General features: G+C 29.6%; 16 protein-coding genes and 1 pseudogene. 5 read left to right on the forward strand and 12 right to left on the reverse strand.

Going from position 1 to position 20,006, the window contains the following annotated elements:
• The first annotated feature begins 62 nt into the window (after window positions 1-62).
• Window positions 63-3,770 carry a T9SS type A sorting domain-containing protein gene (locus ASC36_RS06300; RefSeq protein ID WP_055425648.1) on the forward strand — a complete coding sequence of 1,236 codons (3,708 nt, stop codon included), beginning with the start codon at window positions 63-65 and terminating at the stop codon, window positions 3,768-3,770.
• A gap of 276 nt (window positions 3,771-4,046) precedes the next feature.
• Here ASC36_RS06300 and ASC36_RS06305 read toward each other — a convergent pair whose 3' ends face one another.
• From ASC36_RS06305 to ASC36_RS06325, 5 genes are all read right to left on the reverse strand, one after another.
• Window positions 4,047-4,802, reverse strand: coding sequence for a glycosyltransferase family 2 protein (locus tag ASC36_RS06305; protein WP_055425649.1), 756 nt, complete (start codon window positions 4,800-4,802; stop codon window positions 4,047-4,049).
• A gap of 70 nt (window positions 4,803-4,872) precedes the next feature.
• Window positions 4,873-6,021 carry an EpsG family protein gene (locus tag ASC36_RS06310; RefSeq protein WP_055425650.1) on the reverse strand — a complete coding sequence of 383 codons (1,149 nt, stop codon included), beginning with the start codon at window positions 6,019-6,021 and terminating at the stop codon, window positions 4,873-4,875.
• Between the two features lie 4 nt (window positions 6,022-6,025).
• Window positions 6,026-6,991, reverse strand: a complete 966-nt coding sequence (locus tag ASC36_RS06315) for a glycosyltransferase family 2 protein (protein WP_245630751.1) — start codon at window positions 6,989-6,991, stop codon at window positions 6,026-6,028.
• A 106-nt stretch (window positions 6,992-7,097) separates the two neighbouring features.
• Entirely contained in the window at window positions 7,098-8,291 is a 1,194-nt protein-coding gene (locus ASC36_RS06320; protein WP_055425652.1) for a 3-phosphoshikimate 1-carboxyvinyltransferase, read from the reverse strand.
• A complete protein-coding gene (locus ASC36_RS06325; RefSeq protein WP_055425653.1) occupies window positions 8,288-8,614 on the reverse strand; it encodes a nucleotide pyrophosphohydrolase in 327 nt (108 codons plus the stop codon). The genes ASC36_RS06320 and ASC36_RS06325 overlap by 4 nt, the downstream gene beginning before the upstream one ends.
• A 506-nt stretch (window positions 8,615-9,120) precedes the next feature.
• Between ASC36_RS06325 and xerD the strand changes: the two genes are divergently transcribed.
• Both xerD and ASC36_RS06335 read left to right on the forward strand, forming a co-directional pair.
• A complete protein-coding gene (gene xerD / locus ASC36_RS06330) occupies window positions 9,121-10,029 on the forward strand; it encodes a site-specific tyrosine recombinase XerD (protein ID WP_055425654.1) in 909 nt (302 codons plus the stop codon).
• A 35-nt stretch (window positions 10,030-10,064) separates the two neighbouring features.
• Complete coding sequence (locus tag ASC36_RS06335) at window positions 10,065-10,556, forward strand: YkgJ family cysteine cluster protein (protein ID WP_055425655.1); 492 nt, start codon at window positions 10,065-10,067, stop codon at window positions 10,554-10,556.
• On the opposite strand, the gene ASC36_RS06340 is transcribed toward ASC36_RS06335, so the two are convergent.
• The 3 genes from ASC36_RS06340 to ASC36_RS06350 are packed head-to-tail and all read right to left on the reverse strand — an operon-like array spanning window position 10,557 to window position 14,008.
• Window positions 10,557-10,988, reverse strand: coding sequence for a hypothetical protein (locus ASC36_RS06340; RefSeq protein WP_055425656.1), 432 nt, complete (start codon window positions 10,986-10,988; stop codon window positions 10,557-10,559).
• A gap of 6 nt (window positions 10,989-10,994) precedes the next feature.
• Window positions 10,995-11,372 carry a RidA family protein gene (locus ASC36_RS06345; RefSeq protein ID WP_055425698.1) on the reverse strand — a complete coding sequence of 126 codons (378 nt, stop codon included), beginning with the start codon at window positions 11,370-11,372 and terminating at the stop codon, window positions 10,995-10,997.
• A 23-nt stretch (window positions 11,373-11,395) separates the two neighbouring features.
• Window positions 11,396-14,008 (reverse strand): putative LPS assembly protein LptD, encoded by a 2,613-nt coding sequence (locus ASC36_RS06350; protein WP_141656215.1) that lies wholly within the window; start codon window positions 14,006-14,008, stop codon window positions 11,396-11,398.
• 22 nt (window positions 14,009-14,030) lie between these two features.
• On the opposite strand from ASC36_RS06350, the gene ASC36_RS06355 reads away from it, so the two are divergent.
• Complete coding sequence (locus ASC36_RS06355; RefSeq protein WP_073961230.1) at window positions 14,031-15,317, forward strand: N-acetylmuramoyl-L-alanine amidase family protein; 1,287 nt, start codon at window positions 14,031-14,033, stop codon at window positions 15,315-15,317.
• A gap of 16 nt (window positions 15,318-15,333) precedes the next feature.
• On the opposite strand, the pseudogene ASC36_RS11220 reads toward ASC36_RS06355, so the two are convergent.
• Window positions 15,334-15,441, reverse strand: a pseudogene (locus tag ASC36_RS11220) (YoaP domain-containing protein); the annotation flags it as partial.
• A 21-nt stretch (window positions 15,442-15,462) separates the two neighbouring features.
• Complete coding sequence (locus ASC36_RS06360; RefSeq protein WP_055425659.1) at window positions 15,463-15,780, reverse strand: hypothetical protein; 318 nt, start codon at window positions 15,778-15,780, stop codon at window positions 15,463-15,465.
• Between the two features lie 143 nt (window positions 15,781-15,923).
• On the opposite strand from ASC36_RS06360, the gene ASC36_RS06365 reads away from it, so the two are divergent.
• Window positions 15,924-16,766 (forward strand): glycosyltransferase, encoded by an 843-nt coding sequence (locus ASC36_RS06365; RefSeq protein WP_055425660.1) that lies wholly within the window; start codon window positions 15,924-15,926, stop codon window positions 16,764-16,766.
• A 48-nt stretch (window positions 16,767-16,814) separates the two neighbouring features.
• Here ASC36_RS06365 and asnB read toward each other — a convergent pair whose 3' ends face one another.
• Together asnB and ASC36_RS06375 are read right to left on the reverse strand one after the other, a co-directional pair.
• On the reverse strand, window positions 16,815-18,479 hold the full coding sequence (gene asnB / locus ASC36_RS06370) for an asparagine synthase B (RefSeq protein WP_055425661.1): 1,665 nt from the start codon (window positions 18,477-18,479) through the stop codon (window positions 16,815-16,817).
• A gap of 344 nt (window positions 18,480-18,823) precedes the next feature.
• A complete protein-coding gene (locus ASC36_RS06375; RefSeq protein ID WP_055425662.1) occupies window positions 18,824-19,768 on the reverse strand; it encodes an MBL fold metallo-hydrolase in 945 nt (314 codons plus the stop codon).
• Between the last annotated feature and the right edge of the window lie 238 nt (window positions 19,769-20,006).

A 20,006-nucleotide genomic window follows, 5' to 3' on the forward strand; every position in this document is an offset into this window, starting at 1 on the left:
AAATAAATATATTTAAAATATTCATTTATATTTGCTTTGTAAATTATAAATAACATAATAATATGAGAAAAATTTATTGGCTTTTTATTTTTTTATTTTCATTAATTAAAGCCCAGGTCAAGGTAATTGATCTAAGTACGGGGCGCTATGACAATGGTACAGTTATGCCTATAGAAATTGTAGATCCGGATTGGACCTATACACGGCCGGACGGATCAGAACATAAAACTATAACCAGGCATACTTATTCCGGTTGGTATTTACCCGCTTTAAGTGATAATACGTATAATGATCGTTGGATTACCGGAGAGCCGGGAGATCCTACGGAAGGCTACTTTATTTATAAAAGTAAAACTTTTGTAGTTCCTAAAGGTTCTAAAGCAAAACTTGAAGTTAGAGCTTTGGCATTTGTAAGACAATGGACCTATTTAGTTCAAAAAAATAATGATGGTACAGAAACAGAAACACAAATTTCTCAGACAACCTGGATGAAAGATGGTGCTAAAGGTTGGTTCAATTCCAGGAACCCTTTAGTGGAGCTGGATCTTACATCGGGAACTTATTGCATTAAAGTCAAAGTTTATACAAATAACGGTAATGTTCGACAATCACTAAATGTAGCCTCAAAAGTTTATATATCGCCATCTAATGAAAAAGATTATACGTTAGCACCCAATAGTTATATTTTCGATATAGACAAAGCAAAGAAAGAGAATTTGGGAGGAATATTCATACCTGTAAAGAAAGCTTTTGCAGTATGGGAAAATAATGAATACTTTAAAAAACCTATTCCTTCCGGAAAATTATCTGCATCTATATATTGGGAAGATGTGCCCGGTTTAATTCGTTCCACGCAAATTAACGGAAAAGGAGAAGATGCTAATATTGAGGTAATGATAGATAAAGCGCGGGGAAAAGGAAATGCTGTAATTGCACTGCATGTTGGATCCAACGGAAATTATAAAGATCCGATATATTGGAGTTGGCATGTATGGGTTACGGATGACCCTTCTAATGGGGCTAAATTTGGTCATAAGATTCCCTTAAGTAACGGTAGGTTTGGTGAGTTTGAAGAAAAAAATATTGAGGGAAAGCCCTTTGAAGTTAAATTTATGGATCGTAATTTAGGAGCATTGAGTACTAATTTAGTTGGACATGGGTGGACAAAAACAGGAGGCTTAATGTATCAATGGGGGCGAAAAGATCCTTTTCCTCCGCTCACCCTTAAAGACGGAAACAAATACGATGTAATAGGAAGTGTATCTCCCGATCCTGTAAAGTATAAAGATTTTGATATAAAGAATAGAAAGTTTGTAGTTTTTAGAGAAAATTTAAGTAATTATACTTATCCGGAAGATATGAAATTTAATATTCAATATTCTGTCCATAACCCACTAACCTATATTAATCGTGACTATAACGAAAATGGTACCAATTATACACAATGGTTTACTAATGTGAGAAAATATAATGAAAAATCAAAAGAGAGTTTTAATTTATGGGGTGATAACACATCAGGAAAATTTAAGAACTCTTTTACCTATCAATTGAAATCTCCATTTGATCCTTGTCCACACGGATGGCGAGTTCCGTCATTTACGGCTCAATCAGGTGATGTTTCAGATACATCTCCTTGGGGGCGCCAAAGAATAGATTTACCAGGAATAACCGGGAATCATCAACTGCCAACAGATGTCTTCACCAAAAATGGCAATAGCTTATATGAAGGAATAAAGATTTATCCCGGATTTGGAATGGATTTTACTCATGAATCCCGTAGAAGGATAGGTAAAATTCCTCTTACCGGTAAATTCAATAAATATTCCGATACCAGAGCTTTGTTTCAAGATCAGAGTAATCAAGGATATTTATTGAGTGCAACTATGGGAGAAAACGGACTTATTAGAAGCCTGATTGTTACCGCTGATCCAGTTGAATTATTGGACGGAGAAGCTAATGTAAGAACTAGGACTAATTTTACTTCTCATGCAGAATCTACCGAAGCCGGAGCGGTACGTTGTATGCAGGATCCTAACTTATTTAGAATAGATGATTTTACAACTGAATATATTGATGCTGATTATATAGATTATTTTACAGGATTAAATAATCCGAATACTTATATTGTTAAAGAGGGTGAAGAATATAAAGAAATACCTGTTAATAAGGCCTATGCTATGTATAATCAGTATTTGACAGACCATGAATGGCCACAAGGAAAACAATCTGTTAATGTATATTGGACAACAAATATGCAGTTAGTAAATGATGTAAGTTTAGTAGGAACCGGAGAAAATGCTATAATTAAGATAAAAATAAATCCGGGACAAGTTGGGAATGCTGTAGTTTCGCTACATATGGGAACTAATGGTAATTCCTTAGACCCTGTAATTTGGAGTTGGCAAATTTGGGTACCAAAAGGGGATCCGGAACAAAATACCTATACTTATGTAACCGATAAAGTAGTGCCGGGAATTTCCTCTCAAATAGTAAATCCCACTACAACGGGGCTACCTCCGTTAACAACAGAATTCATGGATAGAAATTTAGGAGCCGTGGAATCTTATCCTATTGAATTAAAGCAGTTTCCTAATGATAATAATTTGATAGCTAAAGCTAAACTATCGGGTGGAATGCATTACCAATGGGGGAGAAAAGATCCGATACCAACTTTTGGTTCGGATCAATTAAAAATTTATTTAGGATCAACCATTAATGGAAAATTAAAATATTTTCAAACATTAACCGAGTCTACTTATAATAAAAATAATATTCAAAAATATTCGGAATATAGTCGTAATGCTAATTTGAAATCGAATGATAGTCACCATCAAAGAATAAGCAAAATATTAAAGTATTCGGTAAATAATCCTATCGACTATTTATATAATGATAATGGTGAATCTATAGATTGGATATCCGATAAAAATGGAGTAGCGGCTGATCGTTGGGGCCATGGAGATGAAAAATCTCCATTTGATCCATGTCCGGACGGATGGAGAGTACCGGATTTCAGTTTCATAGGGCATATGAAGGGAATAGTAAATAATAAAAAAGGTTTTTCTCCATGGTATAATGGCCATTATAATAATGGGGAAGGATTAGACCAAGGATTAGCTGGTTTAATTCATGGATATGAAGGAACACCTATTAATCATGATGGGAAATGGGGCATAATATTTGATGGTCCGGATTATAAAATAGGAGGATATTTAACTACCGGAATACGGGGTCAATATAGATCATCGCTTCCGGGTATATTTAAAGTGGATCAATCTTTTGGATTATGGTCTTCAACTATGTTTGTAGAAGATAATAAGAAATTTGTACTTAGTGCTTGGGGAGAATATGGAAGAAAAAATGTAAATTGGTTTCAATTTTCAACAGTTGAGCCTGTAAATGCTTTTGCCGCAATGAATGTGCGCTGTGCTCGGGATGTTCCAAGATACGACGGTACTGTAGGCAAAAATAGCCAACCTAAATTGAAAAAGGCAATGTTTGTAAATAATGAAAATGAAAGTAAGGGGAATTTATCTGAATTTGAAATTCAAATTTACCCGAATCCAAATGCTGGTTTGTTCTCTATCAAATTACAAAATATATCAGAAGGAACTATTCAGATTATGAATATTAACGGAACGGTAATATTTTCTAAAAATATTAAGAATAAAGAAGTTGAAGTAAATATTCAAGGACAGCCTGCAGGAATATATATTGTTAAAGTGCAGTCGGGGCAGAAAACATTTATTAAAAAAATAATTAAAAATTAAACTTTTTAATTAATGTAAAATAAAAAACTCCTTAAATTAATTTTTAGGGAGTTTTTTTATGCTCATGCAAAATAAAATTGTAAAAGATATGTGATAGGTAATCATTAACCAACCGCCAGTAAATTATTAAATTAATACATAAAATTATATTATCGCTAAAATAATAAGTTTAATTAATCATAAGTTGCAGAATTAAGTTTAGTTGATGAAGGATTAAACAAAAATAGAGCTAATTACTAGCTTATTTTTCTAAATGAGAAATATTAAAAATATAACTTAAATTTTTTCATATTTTTTTAATCCATTAAGAGCCCATAGAGTTGTATAATACAAAGATTTATATAAAGATAAATTTAAAAAATTATAATAAACCAAAAATTGAAGTTTAAACATTAACCACTTGTTTCTCGAATAAGAATTATGTCTTATTCGGTAAATAACCAAAGGTGATGTAAGTGCTCGGATTTTTCCTATATTTTTTGATAAGTTAATGATCATAGCATAGTCTTCCCTTCTATACACATCCGGAAAATATATTTTTCCGATTCGTTTTGAATCATAAATTAAGGTTGAAATAAATACAGGACAATTTTTTAGCAATCGACTGTATGTAATATGATCTTCTGCAATAAAATCATTAAGACATGGTTCTAGATTTTCATCAACTCTTTTATAAGAGGTATATACAGCTTCCTCATTATTATTTATTAGAAAATTAATTCTTTCTTCTAAGGCATTGGGTAGCCATATATCGTCACTATCAATAAAAGCTATGTATCTTCCTACAGCATTTTTTAAACCATAATTACGGGTAATTGCCGCACCAAAATTTTCCTTTAGTGTAATAAGTTTTATTCTTTTGTCATCATATTTTTTTATTATTTCTATTGAATTATCAGTACTACAATCATCTATAATTAACCATTCCCAATCAGTAAAAGTTTGTTTTAATACAGATTCAATTGTACCAACGATAAAACTGGCAGAATTGTAGTTAGCCGTAATAATTGAAATGGACGGAATGTAATTCATTTTGTTATTGACTTATAAATTTTTACATTTTATTATTTAAATAATTAAAAATACTGAAAAGGAGAATAGGTTAATTTTCATTAATAAAATGAGTAGGAATGAAATAATGAATATCTATAGGTGAGTTAAAAATATTGGACATTTTATCGAAACCTAAAGCAACAGAATTTGGCCAAATTCTCCAACTCATTAAATAAATATATATGATAAAAAAATAATATATTATAATTCTATAACTTTTATTTGAATATTTTATAATCATAGCTATAAGAATAGTCCAAAAGTCACCATATACAGCAGGAAGCCTAATCGAAAATATTGAATTTTCTCTTAAAGAATAATACAAGAAATAATAAGTGACTATTAAATTCCTAATCATTTTATAATTCTTATCATCAGTTGTATTGCATATATATTTATCGTTTATTAAAAGAATAGTTATAAAAATTAGTTTTACAATATCATTCAATCCCCATCCAAAGCCTTCCAAACTTCTATAAGAATAAAAACCACCAGTAGCTTCTGATATAAGATCAGAAGAAATATTTGAAAATATATTTTCAAATATTAAATAAGGCTTAAAAGGAGAAATGATGATGGCAAAAATAATAATTAAAAAACATGAAAATGTTGATAAATTCAACTTGGAAATCCAATATGCGGGGATAAATATTAATGCAGTTTTGTGAAAATAATAACCAATAAAAACACAGATTAAGAATTTTAGTAATTTTCTTTGTTCAATATATTGATAAGAATATAAACAAAGTGCAATTGACGCTGCTTGCCTAATATGCCCGGAATCACTAAAAAAATAATTGGGCATAAAAAAATACATGAGCGACAGCATGGGATAGGGCGAATATTTAAAGTAAGAATAAGTTTTTAAGGAAATTGAAATAAGCCCAAAAATGAATAATAAAACAAAAAAAGGCATTTTAAAATACCCTAAAATTTTGGAAATTATTACATAACTTACTTCAATATCTGCATTGAAAACATTATCCCATTTTACATATTTATTAATACCCATATATAATTTATAATAGGGCCAGTAATCTGCACCTTGAGCAATACGTATTCCACAAAGAAATATCAAAATCGAAGATATAACTAGGTAAGGAACTTTAACTCGAGCCTTAGTACCGTTGTTGAATATTTCTATGTAAGAGTAAAAGGTTATTACAAATAAAATAATATAATATACAGGATGAAGCATTTATTTATAATTTAATTAGTTGTAATACATAGAATATTATTTTTTTCAGACTTAGTGTACTTAGATAATTTTTTCCGAATCTATTATAATTAAAGATTTGCTGTTTGGAAATATCTTCACTTTTTACTATTTCTTTAAGTTTAGAGAACATTTGTTTTCTACTGGTAGAATCTTTTACATAGGCATAGTAGGCCAGAAAACAATAAAATCCTTGAAAGATGGTAAATTTATTCCAATCCTTAATATTTTTTTTATAAGTGCTTATAAGAAAGTCTTGTTTTACCATTTCTATTGCGTCAAACATATGTATTCCTTTAATGGTATAATTTCTTGTAATCGATCCCTCCCTAATGAGGTATTGATAGAAAAATTTATTAGTTTTCGCAACAGTTTTAGCTTTAAAAAATAATCGAGGAATAGTTGCTACATCCTCAAAATGCATATTTTTAGGAAAAGAGATATTATTAAATAGCTCTCTTTTAAAAATCTTATTACATGCAAAACAAGACATTTCACCAAAAATGCTAAAATCTTGGGAAAGAATTATTTTTTCCGGCAGATGATGTAATTCAGGTAGTTTTTTTAGTATTTTATCCTGATTATCTATATTTTGAAGACTACAAACTACTATCTCTGCTGAGTGTTTTATGGCAAGATGATACATTTCCTGTATCATTTCTCTTTCAATCCAATCATCGCTATCAACAAAAGCTAGAAACTTTCCGGAGGCATGTTTAATTCCGGTATTTCTCGCTTCACTTAATCCTTTATTACTTTGAATAACAGATCTTATATTATCATATTTTAATGCATATTCATCTATAATTAATTGAGAATTATCTGTGGACCCATCGTTAATAATAATAATTTCAATTTCTTTAAATGTTTGATTGATAATAGAATCTAAACATTTACGAAGATATGGTTCTACATTATATACAGGTACAATTACAGAAACTTTATAAATCATAGATATATAAAAAACTCAAAGGTACTGTTTTAATTTTATAATATTAAATAGATATCTTAAATTAAAGTATTCAAAATAAGAAATATATTAAACTATGAAAATAGCGTTAATGTTTAATTCCATACATTTTCAGATCATTCCAAAATTCAACATATGATTTTTCTACAACATTAGGATTTTTAATAGTTAAGGGAAACAATAATTGTAAAGGAGCAAAGCTCATAGCCATGCGATGATCATTATACGTTTCAATTATTTGATTTTCGCGAAAAGAGTTAATTCTTTTAAGCTCAAAAGAGCAATCAGTAATTTCAACATTTCCCCCACATTTTTCAATTTCGTTCTTTAGGGCAATTAAACGATCAGTTTCTTTAATTTTCAAGGTTTCAAGACCTGTCATTTTTATCGGTATACGTAATCCGAAAGCAGTTATAGCAACTGTTTGAGCAATATCCGGACAATCATTCATATCCAGTTCAATGAAATTGGGATATTGGAAATTTTCAATTTTATTTATAGTAATTACATTTTCATGGAATAGAGTATTTATTCCAAAATATTTTTGATAAATATCTGCAATTTTTCTATCGGCTTGCAAAGAATCTTTAAATAAATATTTTATTCGGATTTTTAAATCTTTGCTTAATGCACATATAGAATAATGATAAGAAGCAGAAGACCAATCACTTTCAATAATGAAATCTTGTTTTTTAACTTCATTTATAGGTTCTATTGAAATTTTATTTTGATAAAAAGAAGTAATAATACCAATTTTATTTAAAATTTGAAGCGTCATATTAATATAAGGCTTTGAGGTAATTTTACCTTCCAAATTTATAGTCAATCCTTTATCAAGTTTTGCCGCTATTAAACACAAAGCAGTAATATATTGGCTACTTATGTTTGCAGGTAAATGAATTACATTGTGGTTAATTTTCTTTCCTTTAATTTCCAAAGGGGGAAATCCTTCATTTTCTACGTATGAAATATGTGCGCCCAACTGATTTAATGCATCAACTAAAATTTTTATGGGACGTTCTTTCATTCGATGAGAACCGGTAAGAATAATATTTCTGTTTTCTTGTATAGAAAAATAGGCGGTTAGAAATCTCATAGCCGTACCGGCATGATAAATATCGATGATTTGCTCCTTAGAAGAAAGAGCTCGTTCCATCATATAAGTATCTTGACATTTCGATAGGTTTTGTAATTGAAGTGAATTATGAAACAAAGAGTTTAATACTAATAAACGATTACTTATACTTTTTGAGCCCGAAAGATTGATCGATATTTCTTTCATTTTAATTTTTTATTGTTAATGTGTCTGTTGTTATCACGTTGAGTGGTAGCATCCAGTTTTTTTTGAAACGCCTTTTCCAAATCAATACCGGTTTGATTGGCTAAACAGGCTACAACAAAAATGACGTCGGCTAATTCTTCACCTAAATCTTTATTTTTATCTGATTCTTTTTCAGATTGTTCTCCGTATCTCCTGGCAATTATTCTGGCGACTTCTCCCACTTCTTCAGTTAATTGTGCCATATTGGTTAATTCATTAAAATACCTAACACCGAACTCTTTAATCCATTGATCTACCTGTAATTGTATATCTTTTAAGCTCATATATATAAATAGGTTAATAAATTGTATTAGTTAAATTTTATAAATTAATCGGTTATTTAACACTATTAAGTTAGTTTTATTCTTACTTCTATAAAGAAGTAGAATTTAAACAAATTAAATATTCTTGTCAAGTAATGGAATAAATGAATAATTATTTAATATATTTTATCTCACCAATTCCTGTTTAATAATCGAAATACTTTTTTCTGTACACGTCAGATAATGAATAATAGATATATGGTTATTAACGTTTTATTTTATGTATATAATAGCAATCTTTCTTATAACAGAATTATCAACAGCTAAATTAAATAAATTTATTATTACTTATGAAATATCTTAAGTAAAAATAGAGTATATTTTTAATATACATTTAGTAAATTTTTCGCAATAGATGCTATTTAGATGCAAAGAATTTAAAAATAACTTTTCCATAAGATAGGGAATCCTTAGAATATTAAATTAAGAAATATTATAATTTTTTATAAATTTATAACTTTGATAAAATGGAATGGAACTTAGCAATAAATAATTTTCAAGAATATTTATTACTTGAAAAAGGTCTTTCTCAAAATACTCAATTAGCTTATGTAAGAGACATTAAAAAACTTCAAACATTTACCTTACAGGATCATTCCGTTACCCCATATAACATAAATAGATTTTCAATTCAAGATTTTATTTATGATTTTGCAAAAAAATCTTCCTCAGCAAAGTCACAGGCACGATTAATATCATCATTAAAATCTTTTTTTAAATTTTTACAGGTAGAAGGTAAGAGACAAGATAATCCTGCAGAATTACTGGAAAGTCCTAAAATCGGTCTATATCTCCCCGATGTTTTAAGCCATGAAGAAGTCATGGCAATTATTCAATCCATAGATTTATCCAAACCGGAAGGACAGAGGAATCGCACTATGGTAGAAACGTTGTATGGATGTGGTCTTCGAGTGTCAGAATTAATTAATTTACGCTTGTCTGATTTGTATTTCTACGATAATTTTATTAGAGTTACCGGAAAGGGGAATAAACAAAGATTAGTACCTATCTCAAATTGGACTATTAAATTTATAACTCTTTATAGGGATTCTATTCGTGTACATGTAAATCCTAAACCCAAATGTGAAGATGTGCTTTTTTTAAATAGAAGAGGGGGAAAGCTGACGAGGGAAATGATTTTTATTATAATAAAAAATATGGCTGAACTGGCAGGAATTAAAAAGAAGGTTTCTCCTCACACGTTCAGGCATTCTTTTGCGACGGTGTTATTAAAAAATGGTGCTGACCTACGTTCAATCCAACAAATGCTTGGGCATGAAAGTATAACCACAACAGAAATTTATACACATTTAGATAATAAACAACTTAGAGATACTATTGAAAAGTATCATCCTTTTTCCATTAGTAAAACCTAATATTTAGGGATAAATTATATAAAGTTTAAAATATAATGAATATAGATAAATATAAGAATGATGCATTAAGAAAAGCTTCAGAGCATCAAAAATATTTAGAAAAGCTAAAACATAAGAAGCCAAGAAAATTGGATGAAAAAATGCTTGAAATTCACAATAAAGTTTTCTCGAATATAGATTGCTTAGAATGTGCGAATTGCTGTAAAACTACCGGACCTTTATTATTGGAAAAAGACATTGAAAGAATATCCAAGTATTTACGAATGAAACCTGTTGATTTTATAAATCAATATCTGTATAAAGATGAAGATCAAGATTGGGTCTTTAAACAATTACCCTGTCCATTTCTAAATAATTCCAATTATTGCCTAATCTATGAGGTTCGTCCTAAAGCATGTAAAGAATATCCCCATACGAATCGTAAAAAATTTTATCAGATTAATAAATTAACTTTAAAAAATACAATTATATGTCCTGCTGCCTATGAAGTTGTTGAACTCTTAATTAAAAATGAACGATTCTGGTAATTAATTACTTTTTTGTGAATTAATTATTTTTTTATTTTGTAACCATTCAACAATTTTAGCTCCCAGCCATGAAAATGGAAAAAATATAAAAAACATGCTTATTATATACCAGGTTGGATGTCCTTTAAATGTAAATACTGAAATAATAGCAGTTATTAAAAGTATAAATCCAATTAACATGGCATAAGCAGTTTTTGCAGTTTTTACCAATAGAGCGCAAACTATTCCCCCTAATAAAGATCCAATACCGGAAGAAATTAATAAGGCTATGAAAAATTCACCTTTAGCAGTACGAACAATAGATCTCCAGTATTCTATAGGTAGTCCCTTATAATTATAAGGTATCCAATAAGAATTTATCATAACTGAAAGAGTAATAATGGTAATGGCTACTAAAAGCCCGGATATAACCGCAATAGTATTTCTTATCATTTCGTTTTATAATTCTGTTGCGATAACTGAGATTTCAATTAAAACATTTTTAGGTAAGGCAGAAACTTGTATACATTCTCTGGCAGGATAGGTATCTGAAAAATAAGAAGCATATATTTCATTGACAATAGTAAAATTATTTAAATTTTGTAGAAAGATAGTTGTTTTAACTACGTTATTCCAATTTAAATTAGCTTCAATAAGAATTGCTTCTATATTTTTCATTACTTGATGAGTTTGTTTATCAATAGAAACGGGAACTTCACCGGTTTTAGGGTTGACAGGTATTTGTCCGGAAATAAATAAAAAGTTGTTAACCTTTATCGCTTGAGAATAGGGTCCAATAGCAGCCGGAGCCTTATCAGTATTAATTATTTTTTTAATCATGAATTAAATATACAAATTTTTCAAAAACTTGCATGATCATTAAAATTTTTAGCTTCATATTTTACTGCATCTTTTAATATAGCCGCTTTAACACCTATATAAAAACTCCAAGTTTTATTATAGCTTGAAGAGATGGGAACCCAATTAAAATTAATGTTAAAACTTCTCAAATCCCTCATAAATCCTAATCGAGTATATCCAAATTCTTTGCTTTCCAAATCGTAATTGGTTGATGCATTAATTTTCCAATACGGAGACGGAGAAATTTCTCCCGTAAGATTTACCGTTGCCGATACTTGGGTATTTCTATTATATTCTTTTGTAGAAGCGTAATTTAAGCCCACATCCAATTTCCAAGGCATATCGAAATGAGCATAATTTTCATCATCAAAATAATATTTCTCATACCTAACCGTTCCTCGTTTCTTATATTGAGTTACTTTTTTTTCACCCAATAAAGATTCGTCCAATGAAAAGTTTAGTCCCATAGTATAACTGGCTATGGTAAAATATCCAAATTTATCAATTGCATGACCCACTGTTGATTGGGGAGTGTCAAATACTATTTTATAAGGATTTATCCTCATGGCATAATTAATACGTAAATTTGAATTAAATAAAGAAGAGGATCCCGAAGCATTAATTGGGCTCCATTTTAAAGAATCTGCTGCAAAATTATAAGAAGTATTGATATTTAGAGATTCGAATATTTTTATTTTCTTAAAGCCGCTTACTTCTTTTTTATTTCTGACCTTCATTTCAAGATTATTTGCCAATGATAGGTTTATGGCACTGTTTTCATAATTGGAAGGATTTCCCATGATATTTCCTTCAAAATAAGAATATTTTATTTTTTTACCATCTTTATCCGTGTACGTTCCATAATATCCCCAAGAATCTTTTGAGAAGTCGGGCATAAAACTATAGCTGATGGTAGGAGAGATCATATGACGTATTGCCTGAATCATACTCCCTTTTTTGAAATTGGCAATACCATACAAAGTAGTTGTTAAATTAAGAGATCCGTCAAAAGTTCGGAAAGTTTTAAATCCATCTTTATTATTAGTCTCTACTTTATCTGTAATAGAATTATAATCTTTTCTAATGCTCTTTGTGGTCCAGATTTCCCGATAATTACCGTTGATTCCTAACTGAAAATAATTAAATAGGGTAGAAGTAGTTCCAAAGCTCGTAGAATTTTTCATTCCGTTCTTTGAATTTTTAAACATTTTAGAGGTAAACATATCATCTGTGGACGTGTTTAAAGAATTTTGAAGATTCATCTTATAATCCATATAGATATTATGCCAAATAGTTTTCTTAGGTCCAGATTTAGGTTTGAATGGATATATTTGAGGCATCGTTACCGTTAAATTGGGAAGCACCATAGTCACATCCCCGGTTGAAATATTTTGTGAAGCTGAAGTATTAAGTGAAATTGTTAAAGGATTATTATTAAATCTTTTAACCAACGAAATCGATGAAGATGTCTGATTATTATTCACATTACCGTGTAAAGCATTTTGATTATATATGCTGTTGTTGTAGTAATTCTGACTCATAAAATTCACTGTGGCATTAAATGATAAATTCGGATTGGCTTTGGCATCTTGTAAATGAGACCAAGTAATTCGGTAGTTTTCAATCTCAGAATAATCATCCAATCCTTTTGTGCTGTTTATATTTTTTTCATAAATGAGGTTTAAATTTCCTGAATATTTATATCGATTCAAATATCTTATACGGTTATCGATCATCCAACTGCCTTTAGTATAAAATCCAAAACGACTTTCCCAATCCAAATATTCTCCAATAGGAACATATATACCCCATCTTTCCAAGTAAAAACCTTTAGCTTGACGTTCTCCAAAAGTTCCAATTAAAATACCGGCCTGTCTATTGCTTCCGGTAGAAGGTAAATATAAAAACGGTAATATAAAGGGAGTTGGAACTTGTTCAATATACATAGTGGTAGGTCCGGCAATAATAGTTTTTTGATTGTTTCCGGTGATCACTTTCATTTTACCGGTCGATAAAGCATAATCAGGAACAGAATCCTTTTTCGCTTTGAAATATTCATCTGTTGTCATAAATCCATTCCTCATGTAATATTCTTGATCATTCATCCTTTTAGCCTTTTTTGCAATAATTGCCATTTCATCCTCTTCAGTTCGAATATTAAAAGCCATACCTTGTTTGGTGTTCATATTAAATTGGGCTTCTGTATATTCGTATTCTTTTCCTCCCTGAATAAACCTTATATTATCGATGATTTGTCCAAGACTATCAACTTTCCCTCGGGCTAAAATATCACCTGTGTTCCAATCCATAACAATATAATCCGCCTTAATTGTCATATCCTGGTAGCTGACTTGTGCATTATGTATAAGATAAGTTAATTTTTTTGAGAAAATATTGCGAATTTCGTCCCCCTTGGTATCAACAATATTTTCAAGTTTTTCTTTACTGACTGATAAAGTGTCAGAAGAAATTTTTACAGTGTCAGAAAGGGTTTTAACTCTTTTTTCCTGTGCTAAGAGAATGTTAAAAATTAGAAAAAATAAATAAAGTATATTATATTTGAAACTTGAATTGATCAAAGCATATAAATTCAGAAAAAATTTTGCTGTCAAAATTAATCAAAAAAAAGAATTAATGAGAGTTTTAACCATATTTTACTTAAAAAATATACTACTGATAACTTTAATTTTTTTAGCCAGCTCTTTATACTCCCAAAAAAAAGATTTTACCTTAGTTTTGGATGCCGGACATGGTGGTCATGACAATGGAGCCAGAGGAGCTTTCGCAAATGAAAAAGATGTGAATCTTTCATTGGTTTTAAAAATAGGATCGATGATTGAAAAGAACAATAAAGATGTAGAAGTTATTTATACCAGAAAGACGGATGAGTTTATTCCATTAATGACACGTGCCGATATTGCTAATAAAGGAAAAGCCAACTTATTTATTTCCATACATTGTAATTCAAGTCCTAAAAGTGCCCCATACGGCACGGAAACCTTTGTGTTAGGAGCCCATCGAAATAGAGATAATTTCGATGTAGCTAAGAGAGAAAATGAAGTTATATACATGGAAAAAGATTATCAAACCACTTATGAAGGTTTTAATCCTTCATCACCTGAATCTGTTATAGGACTCACTTTAATGCAAAATATATATTTAGAAAATAGTTTAAAAATAGCCAGCTATGTGGAAAACAATTTTAAAAAAGAAAATAGATTTTCCAGGGGAGTAAAACAAGCCGGTTTTTTAGTTTTAGTTCAAACAGCCATGCCTTCCGTTTTAATTGAAACCGGTTTTATATCCAATCCGCAAGAAGGTCAATACCTGGCATCTGAAGAAGGACAGAATGCTATAGCTAAAAATATATATGAGGCCTTTTTAAGCTATAAAAAAGAATATGATAAAAAATCAGAGAAAAAGGCAGAGGAAGAAAATCAACAAATTGTTGAAAAACCGGTTGATAATAATATGGTATTAAAAGTACAATTTTTAGCATCTTTTAATAGATACAATCCTAATTCCGCACAACTTAGAGGTATGAAAAATGTTGAGATAGTTAAAATTAATGGTAAGTATGTATACTACGCAGGAAGCACGAATTTAAGGTCTGAAAGTGAAGCAACATTAAAAATAGCTAAAGAAGCAGGATTTACAGATGCATCTATAGTTGAATTTAATGAGAAAGAGGTTATAAATAATCAGTACTTTACCATAGAACTATTTATATCACCAAAAAAATATAGGGAAAGAGATTCTATTTTTAAAGGATTAAACAATGTGGTAAGACAAAAAAATGATAACAATGGCTATATATATACCAGCGGAAAAGTAAGTAATTACGACTCTGCCAAAAAATTATTGGAAATCTATAAAAAAATAGGATTTACAGATGCTATTATTTCAAAAACTTTATCTTAATTGAAATTTATAGATATTAAATAAGATTTAAAGTTTTTAATAAGGATGTAAATTTTTTCTCATTCATTAGCTCATGTGTTAAAAAATCTCCTTTATAATATATACCTAAAGTTCCCCAAGCGGATCCTTTTTTTTGAGTATTTTGCTAACTATCCAATTTAATGACTGTTGAAGGAATATTATATTCATTACAAACTATTAAAATACGATAAATGTACTCTTCCATAAAAGGACATTGATTGGAAAATGTAAAAGTAAAACCATTATTATTATCAGTTTTTCCATTTTTTGAATTTTCTGTAAACTTCGGACTATTACCGCTCTTGGTTAATTTTAATTCTAGTAATTCAAAGTAAGGATAAGCAGTGTCTACAACTGAGAACCTATGTTTTAGGTAAAATTTTTTATCAGTTAAATAAGGTTTTGGCTTAGTACTGCTCACTATTATTGGCCGGATATCCATAAACAATTAATAACCAAGTAATATTACCAATAATTATACAGTTTTAATGGTATATATTCTATTAAAACTTTTCTATTGTTTATTTATTTCATTTTTCATTAAAAGATATAAGATTCAATCTTGTAAAAACTTATTTTTGTACCATGAAAGAAAATACTATTTTATCTATAGTTGTACCGGTATTTAATTCAGGTGTTTATTTAAATGAAACTATTAAAAGTATTAAAGAAGTTAATTTTTCATACCCTTATGAGGTCATATTAGTTAATGACGGATCAACAGATCAGACAACTTTAAATATATTAGATCAATACAAGAATGAATATACCATTATAAATCAAGAAAACGGAGGAGCGGCAAAGGCTAGAAATAGGGGAATTTTTCATGCCAAAGGTCAATATATTTTACCTTTCGATTCTGATGATATAATGAATGGGAATTATTATGATTTAGCGCTACAAATAATGATGAATGATAAATCTATCGATATATTATATGGAGATTATTGGGTTTTTGGCAGTGAGAACAGATATAATAAATCAAGTAACTATAACCGTTTACGCTTAATTCATAGCGGATGTTTTTTGCCCAGTTCAAGTATTTATAAAAAATGTGTATGGGAAGATAATGGAGGTTATGATATAAATTTGTCCTATGCGGAAGATTGGGATTTTTGGTCCAGATCTGCAGTAGTCGACTATAAATTTTTCTATTTTAATAAGCCCTTGTTTAAATATAGAAGAATCTATGATGGAAAATCCTTAAGTCAAACCAAAGCAAACAAACATAATGAAGCCATAAAAATTCTGAAAAGTAAAATCCCTGCTTCTGTATTTAATCAAGAAACTATAAGTGATTATGTAGTACAATCTGTAAGAGAAAATAGAAAATTAAAGATAAAACTTTTATTACGAATATTTTTCCCAAGATTATTCGATTATCTGAAAAAGAATAAACTATTTCCCAATGGAATAGTGGTAGAATAATATGGCTTTTATTATGAGTAATAAAAGCCATGAAAAATAAATCTAAAACTAAATTGCGTCAGTATGGACCGTTTTTACGGCTCTTCCTGAAGGGTCAGGATTATTTTTAAATGCTTCATCCCATTCTAAAGCCACTGCAGAACTACATGCAACTGAGGGTACGGAAGGAACCGTTTGTGCGGCAGCCTGAGATGGAAAATGTTCTTCAAATATACTTCTAAACCAATATTCTTCTTTAGACATCGGAGGGTTTATGGGAAAACGTTCGGAAGCCCTTTCCATTTGTTTATCAGATATTTTTTTATCGGCGATTTCTTTTAAAGTATCAATCCAGGAATAACCGACTCCATCCGAAAATTGTTCTTTTTGCCTCCACGCTACTTCTTCGGGTAAATAATCTTCAAAAGCTTTCCTTAAAATATGTTTTTCGATTTTTCCGTTACCACACATTTTATCTTTAGGGTTTAAGGTCATTGCTATGTCCATAAATTCCCTATCTAAAAAAGGTACACGCCCTTCAACACCCCATGCCATGAGTGATTTATTGGCACGAAGGCAATCATAAAGGTGAAGTTTATCTAATTTTCTCACGGTTTCTTCATGAAATGCTTGAGCATCTGGTGCTTTATGGAAATATAAATATCCCCCGAAAAGCTCATCGGATCCTTCACCGGATAGGACCATTTTTACTCCCATAGACTTTATATATCTTGCTAAAAGATACATAGGAGTAGATGCCCGTACTGTTGTTACATCATAGGTTTCAATATGGTAAATTACATCACTAATTGCATCTAATGCTTCTTCAATAGTGAAATGTATTTCATGATGTACAGTACCGATATGGTCGGCAACTTTTCTGGCTGCCAACAAATCCGGAGCATTTTTTAATCCCACAGCAAAGGAGTGTAGCTGAGGCCACCAAGCATCAGAATTATTGTTATCCTCAACTCTTTTACTCGCATATTTTTTAGCTATTGCGGAAATAATAGATGAATCCAAACCTCCGGATAGAAGAACACCGTAAGGGACGTCAGACATCAGTTGTCTGTGAACAGAATCTTCTAGCCCTTTTCTCAATTTTTGAATATCTGAAGTATTATCTTTAACAGAGTCAAAGTGCATCCAATCTCTATGATACCAAGTTTTTATCTCTCCATCCGGACTATATAGGTATTTTCCGGGTTCGAATTCTTTGATATCCGGACAAACTCCTTCTAATGATTTGAGCTCACTGGCTACATAAAATTGTCCCTTCTCATCATACCCCATATACAAAGGAATGATTCCCATATGATCTCTGCCTACTAAATATGCATCTTTTTCTTGATCATATAATACAAAAGCATAGATACCTGTAATATCTTCAAATAATTTTACGCCTTTTTCTTTATATAAAGCTAATATTACCTCACAGTCAGATAACGTTTGAAAATCGTATTTCCCTTCAAATTTTTTTCTAATTTCTTTATGATTGTAAATTTCACCGTTTACAGCTAATATTAATTTTTTATCGCTGCTATATAAGGGTTGTCCACCGGAAGCAATGTCCACGATGGATAATCTTTCATGAGCAAGGATTGCATTTTTATCGCAATGGATCCCGGACCAGTCCGGACCTCTATGACGAATTTTTTTTGCCATTTTTAAAGCTTGAGGTCTCAATGTTTCACTAACTTCTTTTAAATCGAAAATACCTACAAATCCACACATTTTTGTTTATTTAATTATTTTATGTAAAATTAATGCAAAATACCTTTAATTTAAAGTTAACTTATGCTTTCTGTTCTTATAATAAATTTTTTTATCAGTTTTAATTTATTTAATAAACTTTTTTTTAATAAAAAAGAAAAATAAGTTTAGATTAAAAATAAATGTTGATAAATACAGTAGTAATAAAATTATTTTTTTAAATCAATTCATCTTATACTAATTCATTTTAGAAATACTCTTTAAAAATAAAAATTTTTTTTCTTGAATATTTTGAAATTAAGATAATTTTTTTGTTGGAAAGAGAATAAATTAACGTATTTTATCTACATAACCGATATTTTTTTCTATTTTAAAATGATACGTTCTCCTTGTTTTGGAAATATATAATTGATAGAATAGGGATTGTTATTTACTAATTCATTTTTAATTTTTTGTTCATGATCTTCTTTAGGTTTGATATGTGTAACAATGATCGTGAGATTTTTTAAATTTTTTTTACCAACTAATTGGGCTAATTTCTCTATTTCTTCGTTAATTAAATAGGGAGTTAAATGACCGAATAATAATTTTTCTGACTGCGAATTAGGAAAAGAAACTTCAAGCATCATAGTTTTTAATTTTCCTGATTTTATTTTAGGTGCAATTTCATTCCATATTTTGTTTAGATTATTGGATTTCTCAACTCTATCAGCTCCGGTATCTCCAAAATATAAAACAGCATGCTTGTCATTTTCAACTAAAATTGCCGAACTTTTCAAGGGATTTACATGGCTTAATTCATAAACCGTTCCTGTTAAATTTGTGTTGAAAATTGGAAAAGATTTTCCTATTTCTGCATAAATATATTGATATTTATTGAGTATGGGACTTTCTCCTTCATTAGCAAAATTAATCCATGCTGCATTGGTAAAATACTTATTTTTTAAAACATCTATGGTTTCCTTTATTGCATAAATAGGTTTAGAAGAATCTTCCGGCGAATTAATCAACATTCCGGATAAATGGTCTAAATGACCATGAGATATAAAATATCCTTTTATGTTATCTTTTAAAACCTTTTCAATTGTTTTATTTGTAAATGTTCCTTTTTCAATTGCCTTGTTAATTCCACTGTAAATGGTACCGGCATCCAAGGCTAAATAGTCAGTTGTATTTTCTTCTGCTATTAGATAAGATGAAAGGTTACTTTCATTACTCCCTCCATATACTCCTAAAGGGATAATTTGTAAATTTTGAGCAGAAGTAATTATAGAAATTCCAACACATACATTAAATAAATATTTTTTCATGGTTTTTAAATTTTAGGTAAAAATATAATTGAAATGTTTTTTTAAGAATAGAAAAGACAGCCTTTTTCTTAAATCTATAGTAAGTTCATAAGATATAAACTAAGTATTATAATGAGTTAATTGATAAACTTATTTAAAAAAAATTCAATCAAGAAAATTCAATCCTCTCATTATTAATTAGCTAGTAATATATTAATAGATCAATAAACAATAATCTTTACATATGGATATTGAAATT

This window comes from Apibacter mensalis (assembly GCF_001418685.1).
Classification (GTDB): domain Bacteria; phylum Bacteroidota; class Bacteroidia; order Flavobacteriales; family Weeksellaceae; genus Apibacter; species Apibacter mensalis.

Bases quoted from the DNA above. Each gene is read 5' to 3' on its own strand.
- xerD (WP_055425654.1), top strand. From the start codon at position 9,121: ATGGAATGGAACTTAGCAATAAATAATTTTCAAGAATATTTATTACTT.
- ASC36_RS06300 (WP_055425648.1), top strand. From the start codon at position 63: ATGAGAAAAATTTATTGGCTTTTTATTTTTTTATTTTCATTAATTAAA.
- ASC36_RS06320 (WP_055425652.1), bottom strand. From the start codon at position 8,291: ATGAAAGAAATATCGATCAATCTTTCGGGCTCAAAAAGTATAAGTAAT.
- ASC36_RS06355 (WP_073961230.1), top strand. From the start codon at position 14,031: ATGAGAGTTTTAACCATATTTTACTTAAAAAATATACTACTGATAACT.
- ASC36_RS06360 (WP_055425659.1), bottom strand. From the start codon at position 15,780: ATGGATATCCGGCCAATAATAGTGAGCAGTACTAAGCCAAAACCTTAT.
- ASC36_RS06365 (WP_055425660.1), top strand. From the start codon at position 15,924: ATGAAAGAAAATACTATTTTATCTATAGTTGTACCGGTATTTAATTCA.
- ASC36_RS06335 (WP_055425655.1), top strand. From the start codon at position 10,065: ATGAATATAGATAAATATAAGAATGATGCATTAAGAAAAGCTTCAGAG.
- ASC36_RS06325 (WP_055425653.1), bottom strand. From the start codon at position 8,614: ATGAGCTTAAAAGATATACAATTACAGGTAGATCAATGGATTAAAGAG.
- ASC36_RS06305 (WP_055425649.1), bottom strand. From the start codon at position 4,802: ATGAATTACATTCCGTCCATTTCAATTATTACGGCTAACTACAATTCT.
- ASC36_RS06315 (WP_245630751.1), bottom strand. From the start codon at position 6,991: ATGATTTATAAAGTTTCTGTAATTGTACCTGTATATAATGTAGAACCA.
- ASC36_RS06310 (WP_055425650.1), bottom strand. From the start codon at position 6,021: ATGCTTCATCCTGTATATTATATTATTTTATTTGTAATAACCTTTTAC.
- ASC36_RS06340 (WP_055425656.1), bottom strand. From the start codon at position 10,988: ATGATAAGAAATACTATTGCGGTTATATCCGGGCTTTTAGTAGCCATT.
- ASC36_RS06375 (WP_055425662.1), bottom strand. From the start codon at position 19,768: ATGAAAAAATATTTATTTAATGTATGTGTTGGAATTTCTATAATTACT.
- asnB (WP_055425661.1), bottom strand. From the start codon at position 18,479: ATGTGTGGATTTGTAGGTATTTTCGATTTAAAAGAAGTTAGTGAAACA.